Origin of the sequence: Parabacteroides caeci, assembly GCF_023656795.1 — a bacterium.
In the GTDB taxonomy this organism is placed as follows: domain Bacteria; phylum Bacteroidota; class Bacteroidia; order Bacteroidales; family Tannerellaceae; genus Parabacteroides; species Parabacteroides segnis.
Map to the genome: position 1 here is coordinate 96,395 of NZ_JAMOKT010000016.1, position 16,544 is coordinate 112,938.

Here is a 16,544-nt window from a genome sequence, read left to right on the forward strand (position 1 = left end):
TTTCTCTTTATCAGCCAGTATTCCTACTGTCTCTCATTATCCGGTTTGCTTGTTTTTCATATATCCCTGATTTAAGTTTAACATAATTATTTATTGACTTTCTCATACAAGACAAAGCTGTCTCCTTTTTTACGATAGGCAACCGGAGAACTCTTGGATATGATATCCAGCAAAAGTTCCAACGATTCATCATGAATAGAAAAGGTAAAACTATATTTACCGGCCAGTTCAGCCGGACATTTTATACTTATGCCATACCAGCTTTCCAGACGGGGAAGGATCATTCCTAACTTTTCATTTTTGAAATTTGGCCTCCCTTCCCGGCGCCAGGATGAATACTGATCGGCATTTACTCGCATGATTTCTGCTTTTCCGCCCATCACATAAGCCAGTTTTTCATCAGGCTTGACCAGTAAGACATCACCTTTCTCCCGCTCTTTCTTTGTGCTTACCTCAACCGCCCCCTCTGTCAGAATCATTTCCGCATAAAAAAGGGAGTCAACACAGAACACTTCGAAAGCAGTCCCCAATGCCTTTATATCCATACTTTTTGTTTTCACGATAAAAGGATGTTCCGGATCATGATGTACCGCGAAGAAAGCCTGCCCGGATAAGGATACTTCCCTTTTTTCTCCGTCAAACGACTCCGGATAAGTTAATCTTCCGCCGGCATTCAACGACACATGGCTGCCATCCGGCAGATAGAACGACTCCATCGACTGCCGGCCGGCACTTACTACATAAATAGTCTTCTCTTTTGCCCCGTTTTGTCCTATCAGCCAGGAGCCAACTGAAATAAGCAGAGCCAGAGAGGCTGCTACCGCATATTTCATCCAATAATCCCGACGGGTATTATAAGGATGTATCTTCCGCATAACCCGGCCCAGCACCCGTTCTTTAGCCACAGGGCTAAGAAACGAATCTCCCGGTTCATTCCACTGTTCTTTCAAATGACGTAAAACAGGCTCCCGACCGGCCAGAAATTCTTTTTCCTTATCAGTTAGTCCGCTTGTCAAAGCCTTTTTTATAATATCTTCTTCTTTCATTTCCTTCATATCTAACACTAAATACTCCAAATTCAGAGTTATCCCCCAGAAGAATATCAAACTTTTTTTATTTTAACAAAACCTACCATCTTTCTAAGAGACTTTTGCTATTCTTCAATTCTTTTCTATCTTTGCAATAATCAATAAAGAAGCTAAATTGGATAATCAAACACTAATACTGGCATTAAAAAACGGTAGCGAGGAGGCCTTTACTTCTTTGTATCACAAATATTGCGACAAAGTCTACAAGTTTTGCAGACTCTATTACACAAACGATTCTACCACCGAGGAAGTAGTACAGGAAGTTTTTATCAAATTATGGGATATACGCAGTTATGTAAATGAAAATGAAAATCTGGAAGGCTTACTGTTCATCATCACCCGGAATATGATTTTCAGTAATTCAAAGAAAAATTTCAACGAAACTTTCTATAAAATGTCTATCCTTGCGGCTTACGACAAGGCTTATGATATAGAAGAAGAGTTACAGGCAAAAGATCTACAGATTTATATTGAACGGTTGGTAAATGAATTGCCGCCCAGGCAAAAAGAAGTTTTTTACCTGAGCCGCCATGAACAACTTAGCTATAAAGAAATTGCCGAAAGGCTCGACATTACCCCAAAGACAGTGGAAAGACACATCAATGAGGCTTTGAAATATCTGAAAAAGAATATTTACTTCCTGCAATTATTCCTTGCAGTATAGCAGGTTACTTTCCAATCATCTCCTTCAGCTGTACCGGTTTGTCCGTTGTAATAAAATCGACATTCTTTGCAATGAATGACTCCATCACTGCCGGGTCGTCCACTGTCCACACATTGATCGTCAGGCCGGCATTCTTGGCTTCCTGAATCCATTCAGGATGTTTGTCAAATACTTTATAATGATAATCCAGGCCGGAAAAGCCTAATATCTTCAGGTCTGTCGGTGAAACTTCTCCACGAAGATAAGAAATCTGGGCACTCGGAGCACGGCGGATCAACTCCTTACAAATATTCATACTGAAAGAGATGTATTCCACCTGATCTTCCATCTGGTATTTCTGCACCAGATAAAGAATAGTTGCAACCGCTTTATCTTCATTCACAACTCGTTTATGAGGTTTGATCTCGAGAATAAGCTGAGTTCCCTGATTTTTCTTTCCTTGTATCAGGTATTCTTCCAAAGTCGGTAACGTTTCTCCGTTTTTCAACTTCAGGTCTTTCAGTTGTTCATAGAGAGAAGTTTCTATACAAAAACCCTGAATACTGTCATCATGATTGACAACCGGAATGCCATCTGCCGTTATAGAGACATCGAATTCAGAGCCATACGCTCCAACCTCATGAGCCTTGTTCAAAGCCGTAACCGAGTTCTGAGCAGAACCTTCACAATTCCAATAACCCCGGTGGGCAATCACTTTTGTCTGGGAATAAACGTTACTTGCACATAAAAACAAGACAAGCAGCATAGTAAACATTGATCTTTTCTTCATCTTCTTTTTTGTATTAGAATCCGTTACAAAATATTGAGCATGTAAACTTACAGATTTTATCCGATATTCGGGAGCATCCGCGGAAGATTTCTAACTCCGGCTAAAACTGCCGGTAATCAATGCGAGTATAAAAAATGATAGTCTTACATTATCTTAACGGGAATAGAGGATATCGGACATAGTTCTTCAGGAACTATGGAAAACAAATCAAATTGAGAATAACACTGGACAAAAATAATAAAAAAATTAATATAATATCATAACACATTGACTTTAAAATCAGACAAAGTAAATAATAAGCTAATATTTTATTATAAAAACACAGAGTATGATGTCTTACCCGACTTACTTCTCCTGCTCAAGAACATTTTTTGCAAAACTGCCCAATAAAAAGACTGTCTCCTCTCTCAATCAAATCCATAAAGTAATTAGTTCCTGAAGAACTATTGATTGAATTTCAATGCGAGTACTAAATCAACTTTAATTCTAATCTAAAAAAATAAGGCCTATGACGTAGAAAAAACAACAGTTCAGACAATACGTATAAGATACGTATCACTTACCTATTAAAATTATTAATTCTAACTAGTATTAATTCACAATTATGAAGAAAACATTTAATCACATCTCTTTCAACGAGATAGCAAAAATGTCGGCATTCTGTTTTCTATTCTATGCCTTTCCTATAAATGCATCTGATATAAAACGATCGACAACAGAAAATTCACCGGTAACAAGTATTACCCAGCAAAGCAAAACAATAACAGGCACCATTACCGATACAAAAGGGATGGCTGTTATCGGAGCCAATGTAATAGTAAAAGGAACAACCAATGGGAGCATTACGGACCTCGACGGAAATTTCACGCTGAACAATGTACCTGCAAATGCAACGCTACAAATATCTTATATCGGTTACAAATCACAGGAGATACCGGTAGGCAACCAGTTAAAAATAGAAGTCACACTGGAAGAAGATACCGAAAATCTGCAGGAAGTAGTTGTTGTCGGTTATGGTAGTACGGTGAAAAAAGACCTGACAACTGCCGTGACAAGTGTAAAAAGTAAAGACTTCCTGCAAGGAGCTTCCAATAGTCCGTTACAAATGATCGACGGTAAAGTAGCCGGTGTATCCGTATCCAATACGGCAGCCGCCGATCCGAATGCCAGTCCGAGTATCCAGGTACGCGGAGCCTCTTCTTTGAAAGCCGGAAACGGCCCGTTGATCGTTATCGACGGGATGCCAGGCGGTGACCTGCGGAATCTTGCCCAGCAAGACATCGAATCTATTACTGTATTGAAGGATGGTTCCGCTGCTGCCATCTACGGTTCCCGCGGAGCGAACGGAGTTATCCTGGTTCAGACGAAGCAGGGAAAAGCCGGTAAAGTATCCATTACATACGATGGTTATGCCGAACATGATTTCGTTGCTGCACGACCGGAAATACTAAGCCCGGAAGAGTTTGTGGCCAACAATATCGGAAAGGATTACGGTTCCCGTACGAATTGGTACAACGAGTTGCTCAACAAAAACAACTTCGGACAGAACCACAACCTGGCCCTCTCCGGTGGTAGCGAATCCAGCATCTTCCGTATCTCGGCAAACTACCGTTCGAAAGAGGGGCTCGACATTGCAACAGACCGTAAAGAATATGGTTTACGTGCCAGCTTCAAACAAATCACTTTAGAAGGTTTATTGGAAGTGACAGGAAACATATCCTATCGTTACGCCGATGAAGATTACACCGATTACGGAAGTTTCAAACAAGCAGTCGAACTGAACCCGACCTATTCGAAGGATGAAATGGATGCATTTCGGAATAACTTCGATAGTTACAACCCGATCTTCAACCTGACAAGACGTGAAAACGGAGCTACACAGGAATACCTGACTACCGACTTCAACATCAAACTCAACATCCTGAAGAACCTGAATACCGAATTAAAACTCGGCCGCCAGGGACATGACAAGAAGCAACGCGAGTATTATTTCAAAGACCATCGCGAGTCGATCAACAACAGCCGTAACGGACGTGCCCGCCTGGAAAATGAGAAATGGGTGGACTATACGTTAGAATGGTTAGGCAATTATTCGCTGGATATAGATCGGCACCACCTGAAAGTAATGGGCGGTTACTCCTATCAGGAATTCAACTGGGAAAAGTTCAATGCCGAAAACATGAACTTCCCGACAGACGCTTTCCTGTACAACAACCTGGGAGCCGGAGACTACAACAAGGCCGACGGACGTCTGGGCATGGAATCCGATAAAAACAAAGAAAAGACGATCGCCTTCCTGGGACGTGTCAACTATGATTTCGATAATACTTTCCTGTTCACGGGTTCTATCCGTTACGAAGGAAATACCAAATTCGGTACGGATCATAAATGGGGTGCTTTCCCTGCAGCTTCTGCCGCATGGCGTGTTTCCCGTCTTTCCTTCTTCGAAGATTCTCAGACCGTGAATGACCTGAAACTCCGTTTCTCTTACGGACAGACCGGACGCTCGGGCTTCGATAAATATATTTCTCTGGCGAAATATACCGGTTACGGATGGATGCCGAACAGTGAAGGTAAATGGGTTCAGGTATACGGCCCGGGAAACAATCCTAACAAAGACCTGTCCTGGGAAAAACAAATATCCTACAACCTGGGTATCGATTATACCTTGTTCAATTCGCGCCTATCCGGAAGTTTAGACCTTTTCATCCGCGAAGGGAAAGATGTAATCGGTGAATATCAGGTTCCGGTTCCTCCCTATTTGCACGAAAAGATCATGACTAATGTAGGTACAACCAATTCCAAAGGTTTTGAATTGCAGGTAAACTGGGATGCCGTACAAAACGACAAGTTCACCTATTCAACCAATGCCACGCTTGCCTATACCAAATCGAAGCTGAAATCATTCTCTAACGAGAAATATGAGTTGGGTTATATGGAAGGCGACGGTCTGCCTTCACCCGGAAACCCCGGCCCGTGCCAGCGTTTGCAGGATGGTGTTGAAATCGGTTCATTCTACGGATACCGCTACGCCGGTGTCGACGAAGATGGAAATATTATGGTTTTCAAAGATGGTATCAAAGGAGGCGAAACCGTACGGGGACGTGACGCCAGCGAAGCGGACAGAACCTATATCGGTAACGGTACGCCCAAATGGGAAATGGCCTGGGGAAACACATTTACTTATAAAGGATTCGACCTGTCCCTTTATTTCCGCGGACGTTTCGACTACCAGATTCTGAATCAATACCAGATGTATTATGGTTTGCAAGGAGTAACAGGTATTAACAAGCTGACATCCGCCTATAAGGAAAATGCCCATATCAAAGGAGAAAAGATCATGTGCGACTACTTCCTCGAAAACGGTAATTACCTGAAACTGGATAACATCACGCTGGGATGGACACCTAAACTGAATACGAAATGGATCTCCAACCTGCGTATTTATGCAACCATGAAGAACGTGTTCACCATCACGAAGTATTCAGGCGGCATGGACCCGTCAAGTGTCGACGTCACTGGCTTATGGGCCGGTAGAGGTAGTATGGACTTATATCCGACAGCCCGCAACGTATCATTCGGAGTTCAAATCAGTTACTAAACTAAAAGTATATACAGCATGAAAAATATAAAATCACTTTGTGCAGTCAGCCTGATGGCTACAACCATGGCTTTCACTTCCTGTACGGATCTGACGGAAGAGCCATTCAATATATTGACAAGCGACAACTACTTCACAGACAAAGCGTCTGTCGAAGCAACCGTACTCCGTCCCTACGAACACGCCCAATGGTGTGGTTGGGACGGCGACCGCTGGCAGTTGCAAGAGCTTACCGGCGACCATTTCGTCTGGACACAGAAAGGACGCCACGGCTACGACGACGGACAATGGGTTCGCCTGCACGAGCATAAATGGAATTATGATATGAACCAGATCAATGGAGGTTGGGTCGGTCCGTACCAAGGTATCCAACAGATCAATTCACTCCTTCGCGACTTCAACGTTCTGGACTTCCAGGCCATGGGGATCACGGATGAAGAGAAAAACAACTACATCGGCGAATTACGTACTTTGCGTGCCTGGTTCTATATCTTCCTGATCGACTTCTACCGGAATGTGCCTATCTTCACAGAAAAGGATGCACCGGACGAACTGCTCGCTCAGGCTACACCCGAAGAAGTATTCAGCTATATCGAGAGCGAACTGAAAGATGTATTGCCTCAACTGAAAAAAGAGAATATCGTCGGTCGTTTCACCCAGGCTCCAGCTGCGGCATTACTGGCCCGTATCTATTTCAATTCGCAGGTGTGGCTCAATGTCGACCGTTCGGCAGACTGTAAAACATTCTGTGAAGATATCATTGCCGGTAAATACGGGGAATATCATATCAACCAGAACGATTACCGCGATCCGTTCCGCTCCGGCATCAAAGGATACAGGTCACCTGAATTGTTGTTCGAATTCCCCCACAAACGCAATGTGTACCAGTTCGGCGGTTTCCATGATTCTTTCCTGCATTACACTTCCGGCCAGGCTTTGGGTAATCCCGACGGTGGCAACAATGGTATTCACATGACACCTTCACGGGATTTCGATGGCAACGTGTATAGTTTCGCCAGCCAACTGGGAACCCCGTATGAAAAGTATGCAGACTGCGATTACCGTAAACAACCGTTCCAGATCACCAGTGCCAACGGCGATTACGAAGGTTTCTTTATGATCGGAACCCAGTATAAGTTCGACTATACAAAAGGATATGGCTACACGAACGAAACAGTAAAAGGAACGGAAGAATACAAAGGTGAACCGTTGATCTACGTAGATCAGGTCGGCCGTTTCTCCGAAGGTCTCAGCACGGCTAAAGAAAAAGGTTCGCGCGTAACGACAGGAGAAGAAAATTCAGGCGTACGTTTCAATAAGTTCCCTTATTTGCAGGAAGGCGACGGACTATATATGTGCCAATCCGCACCGGAGATCCGTCTAACAGAAATCTATTATATGCTGGCAGAGATCAATTACAGAAGCGGCAACAAAGCTAAGGCTGCCGAACTGCTCGATTTTACCCGTGTCAGAAACTATCCGGCAGACGAATGGGGTAAATACAGCTATGTACAAAATCCGGCCTTGCTGACCGACCAGGAGTTTGTCGACGAATGGGGACGCGAGTTTATCGGCGAACGCCGCCGCCGTTCGGACCTGATCCGTTGGGGACGTTTCGGTAATGCCTGGTGGGATAAAGATGTCGATCCGTCGGATAAAGAATACACGATCTTCCCGATCCCCAAACGTCAGCTGGATGCCAATCCGTTGTTAAAGCAAACAACTAAAGGTTGGTAATCACCCGATGAAACTACTATGAATAAGTGGCTGCATTAACTAACAATTTCGCACTTAATAATAATATTTCCAGGCTGCTTATTCATAGAAAAAAGGTTGCAATGCTCAGAACATTGCAACCTTTACTTTTATAAAGATATATCTCTCTTTCTTATTTCTTGTTTTCTTCAATCCACTTGCGTGCATTTACGAAACCTTCAATCCACGGAGTTACTTCATCACCTTTACGGTCAGCAGGATAATAACCGCACTGCCAAGGGAACAAAGCACGTTCCAGGTGAGGCATCATAGCCATATGGCGTCCGTCATGCGAGCAAACACCGGCAACCGACCAGGGCGAACCGTTCGGGTTGGCAGGATAACCTTCGTAGTTATATTTAAGTGCGATATGATATTCCTTCTCTTCGTACGGGAACCAGAATTTTCCTTCTCCATGCGTGATCCAGATACCCAGCTTCTGACCGCTCATCGGACCGAACATGACTGAATGATTCTTCGGTATTTCCACAGAGATAAAGTTAGACTCCAGTTTGTGAGAGTCGTTATGCAACATCTTATGTTTCTTTTCGTGTTCCGGATAAACCACACCCAGTTCAGCCATCAGCTGGCAACCGTTACAGATACCCAGACTCAACGTATCAGGACGTGCATAGAAGTTATCCAATGCTTTCTTAGCCTTTTCGTTATACAAGAAACCACCGGCCCATCCCTTGGCTGAACCTAAAACGTCGGAGTTGGAGAAACCACCGCAGAAAACGATCATATTCACATCTTCCAGTGTTTCGCGTCCCGAAGCCAGGTCAGTCATGTGAACGTCTTTCACGTCGAAACCGGCCAGATACAACGCGTAAGAAGTCTCACGTTCACACTGGCAACCCTTTTCACGGATAACGGCAGCACGGATTCCGCTCTTTCCTTTACGATCAGGAGTCAGGCCATAATCGGCGAGCTTACCAGTAAAGTTCTTGTTGTATTTGAATTCCAACGGCTGCATCTTATAGTTTTCGAAACGGTTTCCGGCACATACGCTACCGCTCTGCTTAATATCCAGTTTATAAGAAGACTCGTACCATACATCACGCATATAATCGATACCGAAATGATACTGAACACCTTCTTTTTCCACCAGGATATGACGTTCGTCGGTCGGCTTGGCAATGACTGCGCAACCAACACCGGCTTCTTCCATCAGCTTTTCGAACGCCTTCTTGTCTTTCACCTGTACCAGGATACCCGGATTTTCAGCGAACAGGATCTTCACAATGTCTGTTTCAGACAGCTTATCCAGATTGACTTCCAGACCGCCATCTACGTTTGCGAAACACATTTCAAGCAAGGTAGTGATCATACCGCCGGCAGAAATATCGTGTCCGGCAAGGATCAGGCCCTTTTCGATGGCATCCTGAACTGCATTGAAAGCATCAGCAAAATATTCGCTATCCTTCACGGTCGGCACTTCATCACCCAGCTTGTTCAAAGTCTGTGCAAAAGCGGAACCGCCCAGCTTCATCGTATCAAACGAGAAGTCTATATAATATATGTAAGAGTTCTTTTCGTGAGCCAATACCGGAGATACGATCTTGCGGATATCGCTTACCTCAGCACCGGCAGAAATAATTACCGTACCCGGAGCAATCACCTTATCGTCACCATATTTCTGTGTCATCGACAAAGAGTCCTTACCTGTCGGGATATTGATACCCAGTTCGCAAGCAAAATCGGAAGCGGCCTGAACAGCGGTATACAGACGAGCATCTTCCCCTTCGTTGCGGCACGGCCACATCCAGTTGGCACTCAAAGAAACACCTGTCAGCTTATCTGCCAACGGAGCAAAGACGATGTTCGTCAACGACTCGGCAATAGCCATAACAGAACCGGCAGCCGGATCAATCATTGCCACCTGCGGAGCATGACCGATAGAAGTAGCGATACCAGCTTTTCCACGGTAATCCAATGCTACGGCACCCAGGTCGCTCAACGGCAACTGTAATTCACCCTGACACTGCTGACGGGCGATTTTACCTGTTACGGAACGGTCCACCTTATTGGTCAACCAGTCCTTACATGCCACAGCTTCCAGCTGAAGTACGTTTTCCAGATAATGATGCAGTTCCGATTCTTTGTAAACGACCGGAGCATATGTTTCTTCCACCGTATGATCCTTCATGATCGTTCTGGGCGGTTTACCGAACATATATTCCAGCTTGATATCGATAGGCTTTACACCGTCAGCTTGCTCGAATACAAATTTCATATCGTTGGTCGTTTCACCAACCACATACATCGGAGAACGTTCACGGTCGGCGATACGTCTTACGCGGGCTACATCTTCTTCTTTCATCAACAAGCCCATACGTTCCTGGCTTTCGTTACCAACTATTTCTTTGGCAGAAAGCGTCGGGTCACCGACAGGCAACTGGCTCATATCGATATGTCCGCCTGTAGCTTCCACCAATTCCGACAGACAGTTCAGGTGACCGCCTGCACCATGGTCATGGATAGAAACAACCGGGTTATTATCCGATTCGGCAATAGCACGGATCACATTCGATACACGTTTCTGCATTTCAGGATTAGCACGCTGCACGGCATTCAGTTCGATACCGCTGGTATACTGCCCTGTGTTTACAGAGGATACAGCACCACCGCCCATACCGATACGATAGTTGTCACCACCCAGCAACACCACCTTTTCACCCGGTTGAGGATCACCCTTTAGCGCATCACGCATATTAGCGTAACCGACACCACCGGCCAACATGATTACCTTATCGTAAGCATATTTCTTATTATTTTCTTCATGCTCGAAAGTCAGCACCGAACCGCAGATCAGCGGCTGACCAAACTTGTTTCCGAAATCGGAAGCTCCGTTTGAAGCCTTGATCAGAATCTGTTCCGGCGTCTGATACAACCAGGGACGCGGATCAAGCACCTTTTCCCATTCACGGGCACCTTCCGTACGCGGATAAGCAGTCATGTAAACGGCTGTACCGGCTATAGGCAAAGAAGCCTTACCACCACCCAGACGGTCACGGATCTCACCACCTGATCCGGTTGCTGCCCCGTTGAACGGTTCAACCGTTGTCGGGAAGTTGTGTGTTTCAGCTTTCAGCGAGATAACCGATTTGATTTCTTTTACCTCATAAAAGTCAGGTTTGTCGCCGCTTGCCGGAGCAAACTGTTCGATCATCGGACCTTCATTGAAAGCCACATTATCTTTATAAGCAGAAACCAGCTTGTTCGGGTTTTCTGCCGAAGTTTTCTTAATCAGATTGAAAAGAGAACTTTCTTTCTCTTCTCCGTCGATAACGAATGTACCGCCGAAGATTTTATGACGGCAGTGTTCCGAGTTTACCTGTGCAAAACCGTACACTTCACTGTCGGTCAGCTTACGTTCCAGCTTCTGGCTTACTTCATTGAGGTAGGAAACCTCTTCGTCGCTCAAAGCCAATCCTTCTTTTTTGTTGTAAGCTGCAATATCCTCGATATAAACAATCGGATCCGGTTGTTTACTGATTGTGAAGATATCCTGGTTCAAGCCGTTGTAGATGCGTTGCAACATCGGGTCATGATCAGCCTCACCGGAAGAAACTGGGAAGTATTCTTCGATACGTGAGATACCGCTCAAACCCATGTTCTGAGTGATTTCCACAGCATTGGTACTCCACGGGGTAATCATTTCCCGGCGCGGACCAACATACCATCCATCCAATGTTTCGGATTGGAGTGGAGCGGCTTCACTAAACAACCAAACGAGCTTTTGAACATCTTCAGGAGAGAAAGCATGTGCCGCCTCAACAGCCAGCACCGTCTTTGTTGGAGATTGAAAGAATAGAATCATATCGTCGATTTATTAAGATATTCCAATAACAGACTGCAAAGATAGTAAATATGTAGCAGATAAGAATATTACTCATTACATTTTAGATTTAAAGTCCTTCTTTCAGAATCTTTTTCAGAGGCTGGAAAAAGCGTTGTAACGGAACAATACCTGCCCTATCCAACTTTCGCCGGATCCCATAACCAGCAAATAACCGACTTTTCTCAGTCCCAGATAATTTTAAAATTGACTACTTTTCTATTAATCAATTACATTTATATATAATAACGAGAGGATTACTATCTTCGTTCATATCACGATAGACAGCTGGAGCTTGTTCATTAAAATAGTTCAAATCTTTCAAATCTTGAATTTCTCCTCCTGATAAAGTCTGAACATATATATTCTCTTTCGCATAATGGTATAATGGCCAAATAGGAACTCCATTATCAATATCATTTTTAACACCTAAAACTCTTGTTATTTTTGGTGCATAACTATTTGTTTGTTTTCTACTTTTATTATACCGCAAAACGGTACCGCCTCTATCACTTGCATATCTCAAATATAAACAAGAGTCTGTTTCAAAAAAGCCTTCTCTATTAATAAATATATAATTCAGATTATTCCCATCAAGAGAATTTGTATACTCTTTAGAAGAGTAAGCCAATTGATAAATTTCTCCTCTGATAGGATTTTTTAAATCCAAATAATAAGCAGGAACAATTGTATCTCGCATTGCCCTATAAAGGATATTAATACCCCCGATTTTGTATAACACACTGTTTTTATGAGAAAAAAAGAACACACGTCTTAATCTGCAATTTTCAAGGTCGCATTGTTTTACATACGATTTTCTTGAATAATACTTTTTTCCCAGAATATCAAACATACCAGAAACATAATTCAATGAATCAGTCAAAGGAACTATAGATTCACTAAAAGAAAAAAATACCTCATCACCTAAAGGTAACATAAAATCTATTTTATCGAACGGATATTCCAAGTTTCCTAAAAACTTTCCTTCAAAAGAAAAAACGGCTATACTATGTTTTCTTCTAAACTGCATTACATAGACCTTCTCTCTATTTTCATCTACAAATATATGATGTGGATTAACTTGCTCAGGACCTTCACCAACCCTGGCGATTACTTTAATAAAATTACCTTTCCGGTCATATTTCATTATTCCGCCATCATGAGAGAGCATTAAAAACATATAATCCTTTGTAAAAGCTATATCTATTATCTTTCCGATTATTTTTTTATTGTCAATACGAACATATTCTATACTCTTAAATTCATTCTTTATCGATATATCATCATTATTATGCTGTGTATCACGAACTTTCACCACATCAGTTACGGTTGCCAGTTCTGCCGGATCCTCTATTATCATTTCCATACCTCTTTTATTCCCTTGTTCATGGCAGGATAATAACGCAATAACTAATATGTATATCCATCTATTCGTCATAAGGCTTTTGTAATTTATATATCGATTAAAATAGATTTGGTTCACGCAAAGCGTAACGATCAGCTATGTCACCAGACCTAATTTTAGTTCTCCATAAACACAACCACCGGATTGTCATCCGGTGAAATCAATTTCAGGAAATTGAGATTCGGATTGGAAGATATTCCATTTTTATCTATATAATCGCAAATATCAGGAGCATACAAAAGCCCCATACAAGTTCCATCATCACAAATCGTAGATATCCAAACAGGCATAAACCCGTTGATATCATCAATCGGACCATTTTCACATAAATAGTAAGAACTTTCTCCTGCTTGTTTATTATAAACACATAGTTGCCCTACTCCATTCATATGATAACGAAAAGCTATATTTACATCATTTTCATATATAAAATAAGGTGATATCGCTTCCTTATGTCTGTCATAACGCTCTTTATAAGGCACAGAACGAGATGTTATATTTAAAATATATTCTGCCTTCAACTGATTTTTACTAACTTGATAAACCGTATCTATAAACATTTCTTTAAAATAAAGATTACCTTTATATCTATACGTAAGTCCATCACCCGAATCAATAATATACATTTTTGTTTCTACAAAATGATGGTTAGGAAACTCTTTTTTTACATTTCCGTTATGATCAAATAAAACTATTCTTTTCTTCTCCCGTCCACTTCTATTCGCAAAAAAAGCACAAAAAGTCGTTAAGTCCAATGGTACTACAAATTGAGGAGAGACACCTGTCGACAACGGGACTTTCATTTTACCTATATATTTACCATCCAGCCCATACTTAACTCGAATTCCTTCAACACCCTGAAAATAAAGAAGTCCATCATACGGATTATAGAAATTCTCATAAAATGAATATACAGCTTCCGGATCATCGCCTTTATGCCCTATTCTCCGTATAAATTTTCCATCTTTAGCACTAAACAAACAACAGCTATCGTAATCCCAGGCTAGTATATAATCTTGTATCTTCTGCACATGGATATAAGAAAGTAAACAATCATCTGTCGTTTCCAGAGGAACATACCTTACTTTACGGAACAATTTACTCATTTGCGCAGTCTGTTTAGGAGTGTGGACCGGTAAATCAATCTTTGGTATTTTTTCATTACTAAATGAACAAAGTACCACAACTGTCAACAAAAAGAGTTTCACGTATTTCATAATTAATCAAGATTTAAGCGACAGAAACGTGTAGTTTCAAAGTTTCGAAGGCAATTTACTGAAAAGATTTCACATAACAATTGTCATTCTATCAAATATCAAAAAAATAATTCCAATCACATATGAATTTACTGCCTTTGCATTAAACAACTTATTGCTTATTTTACTATATTGGCTCCTATTCAAATCAGCGGCCGATAATTGTCAGCCGTTTGGTTGATAATTATGAACCAATCGGCCGATAATTATGAACCATACGGCCGAAGGTTATCAACCATTGATTTCCCGGCATACTAATTCTAATTAGTACGTATAGTAATCAGAAAGACATTGGTAAGAAATCAATTCTGGTTCAGCAAGAAACAAATCAGCCCGGATATCAGGCCGGTTTCTGTCAGGTGGGTACGGATATCGGATAAGGCTTTGGTTATATGCTTTTCTACTGCTTTCTCACTGATATTCAAACGAAGTGCGATTTCTTTGTTCTTTAGATTTTCTTCGCGGCTCAACAGAAAAACTCTTCTACGCTGTTCGGGAAGCGTACCGACAAAAGAGGTTATCTCCTCTTCTATCTCTTTCAGTAGCAGATTGTCATGCTGGTTATACGACAGTATCTCCCGGTCGATCAGTTCATCCAGCATATCGGCATGATCTACGCGTCGCTGAACCGACACGGAATTAAGGTAGTTTATCGATCTGTTATAGGTAGCCCGATACAAGTAGGGTTTTATCGGTTCCTCAAAATCAATTTTATCCCGGTTGATCCAAAGAGCCATAAACACATCCTGTACAATATCTTCACCCACCGACCAGTCGTTCACATACCGGTACGAGTACGTGACCAAAGAGCGAAAATAATCCTCAAAAAGCCTCTGAAATAAAATAAACTCACCCAATCTACTACCCCTTTCGTTAAACTTATTATCACTGATGGTTATCATTACTGTATCTCCGGTTCCCCAAAATATTTGCGTAAAAATAATCTTTTTTTTCTCATTGAGGTAGGGTTAATCGGTTTTGTTTTGTGATATGTATAGAAGAGTAACTGAATAATTACCGAAAGGGATACAAAACAAGGATGAACGACATCATATTAAAATATTTACAGAGAACAGCCGGCAAGGATGAAAAAGAACGTCTTCTCGCCTGGTTGCGGGAAAGCGAAGCGAATAAAAAGACATTCATCGACTTACGGGATATCTGGCTGGTATCCGGAAAGACTCCGGTTCATGCGCCGGATTACACAGAAAACGCTTTCCGGATATTTGAAGAGAGCGTCCGCCGTAACGAACGAAACAGCCGTTCGTCTAAACGTTCTATACGCCCGTTTTTACGTATTGCCGCCTCCATTGCCATTCTCCTGATTTGTTCGATCGGAGGATATTATATAGGTAGAAACACTCCGGATATCGTTTACATAGAGAAAGAAGCCGTCATTATGAACCAGGCCATCATGGGCAAGGGAAGCAAAGGTTCCGTTACACTGCCCGACGGAAGCGTCGCTTGGCTGAACACGAACAGTAAGCTGACTTATCCGGAAAAATTTTCCGACAAATACAGAAAAGTCAAACTGGAAGGAGAAGGTTATTTCGAAGTAAAGAAGAACGAACAGGCACCGTTTTTCGTCGAGACCAATCAAATGACAGTCAATGTACTGGGCACAAGCTTCGACGTAAAGGATTACTCGGATAAAATGAACAGCGAAACCACCCTGATCACCGGAAAGGTTGAAATACAGCTACCGAATAATCCGAACAGCATCCTGTTGAAACCCAACCAACGGATCATCCTGGATAAAGAGACCGGTGTTCATGAAATAAGACAGGTCGATGCCTCGGAATATATTTTATGGATCAACGAAAAGCTGGTATGCAACAATGAAAAACTGTCCGTCATCTTACACAAAATAAAGCTATGGTACGGCATGGAACTCGTCTGCCAACCGGGAACTCCCGTCGACCAGCGCCTGTCGCTGACGATTCGGAAAGAGTCGCCCGACGAAATATTCAAGTTGCTGGAAATGATCGCACCAATCCGTTATTCGATCAAAGATGATGTAATCTATGTGAGATCTAAATAATACCTTAGTTTTGGCAGATAGAATTTCGATAAGATAAAAAAGATAGATTTGTAATATGTCAAACCATTGAAAGAAAGGAAGACAAAGAGTGAACCAGTAAAAAAATGGAATAAGATTCATGTTC

General features: G+C 42.2%; 10 protein-coding genes. 4 read left to right on the top strand and 6 right to left on the bottom strand.

Annotated features, from left to right (window positions below):
* Window positions 1-86: 86 nt before the first annotated feature.
* The gene (locus NBH15_RS10530) at window positions 87-1,055 is read right to left on the bottom strand and encodes a FecR family protein (RefSeq protein WP_250817668.1); all 969 of its coding nucleotides are present in this window, start codon (window positions 1,053-1,055) and stop codon (window positions 87-89) included.
* Between the two features lie 148 nt (window positions 1,056-1,203).
* Between NBH15_RS10530 and NBH15_RS10535 the strand changes: the two genes are divergently transcribed.
* Window positions 1,204-1,752 carry an RNA polymerase sigma-70 factor gene (locus NBH15_RS10535; RefSeq protein ID WP_186960249.1) on the top strand — a complete coding sequence of 183 codons (549 nt, stop codon included), beginning with the start codon at window positions 1,204-1,206 and terminating at the stop codon, window positions 1,750-1,752.
* Window positions 1,753-1,756: 4 nt separating this feature from the next.
* Here the strand turns inward: NBH15_RS10535 and NBH15_RS10540 are convergent, their stop codons facing one another.
* The gene (locus NBH15_RS10540; RefSeq protein ID WP_250822622.1) at window positions 1,757-2,521 is read right to left on the bottom strand and encodes a glycerophosphodiester phosphodiesterase family protein; all 765 of its coding nucleotides are present in this window, start codon (window positions 2,519-2,521) and stop codon (window positions 1,757-1,759) included.
* 604 nt (window positions 2,522-3,125) lie between these two features.
* On the opposite strand from NBH15_RS10540, the gene NBH15_RS10545 reads away from it, so the two are divergent.
* Both NBH15_RS10545 and NBH15_RS10550 read left to right on the top strand, forming a co-directional pair.
* On the top strand, window positions 3,126-6,122 hold the full coding sequence (locus NBH15_RS10545; RefSeq protein ID WP_128135022.1) for a SusC/RagA family TonB-linked outer membrane protein: 2,997 nt from the start codon (window positions 3,126-3,128) through the stop codon (window positions 6,120-6,122).
* A gap of 18 nt (window positions 6,123-6,140) precedes the next feature.
* Complete coding sequence (locus NBH15_RS10550; RefSeq protein ID WP_250822623.1) at window positions 6,141-7,859, top strand: RagB/SusD family nutrient uptake outer membrane protein; 1,719 nt, start codon at window positions 6,141-6,143, stop codon at window positions 7,857-7,859.
* Between the two features lie 151 nt (window positions 7,860-8,010).
* Here the strand turns inward: NBH15_RS10550 and purL are convergent, their stop codons facing one another.
* The 4 genes from purL to NBH15_RS10570 all read right to left on the bottom strand — a co-directional run bounded on the left by purL (window position 8,011) and on the right by NBH15_RS10570 (window position 15,281).
* Window positions 8,011-11,700 (bottom strand): phosphoribosylformylglycinamidine synthase, encoded by a 3,690-nt coding sequence (purL, locus tag NBH15_RS10555; RefSeq protein ID WP_250822624.1) that lies wholly within the window; start codon window positions 11,698-11,700, stop codon window positions 8,011-8,013.
* Window positions 11,701-11,944: 244 nt separating this feature from the next.
* Complete coding sequence (locus NBH15_RS10560; protein WP_250822625.1) at window positions 11,945-13,156, bottom strand: DUF4934 domain-containing protein; 1,212 nt, start codon at window positions 13,154-13,156, stop codon at window positions 11,945-11,947.
* An 83-nt stretch (window positions 13,157-13,239) separates the two neighbouring features.
* The gene (locus NBH15_RS10565) at window positions 13,240-14,340 is read right to left on the bottom strand and encodes a DUF4934 domain-containing protein (RefSeq protein WP_186960253.1); all 1,101 of its coding nucleotides are present in this window, start codon (window positions 14,338-14,340) and stop codon (window positions 13,240-13,242) included.
* Between the two features lie 341 nt (window positions 14,341-14,681).
* The gene (locus tag NBH15_RS10570) at window positions 14,682-15,281 is read right to left on the bottom strand and encodes an RNA polymerase sigma-70 factor (protein WP_284706468.1); all 600 of its coding nucleotides are present in this window, start codon (window positions 15,279-15,281) and stop codon (window positions 14,682-14,684) included.
* 137 nt (window positions 15,282-15,418) lie between these two features.
* On the opposite strand from NBH15_RS10570, the gene NBH15_RS10575 reads away from it, so the two are divergent.
* Window positions 15,419-16,420, top strand: a complete 1,002-nt coding sequence (locus tag NBH15_RS10575) for a FecR family protein (protein WP_250822627.1) — start codon at window positions 15,419-15,421, stop codon at window positions 16,418-16,420.
* Window positions 16,421-16,544: the final 124 nt, after the last annotated feature.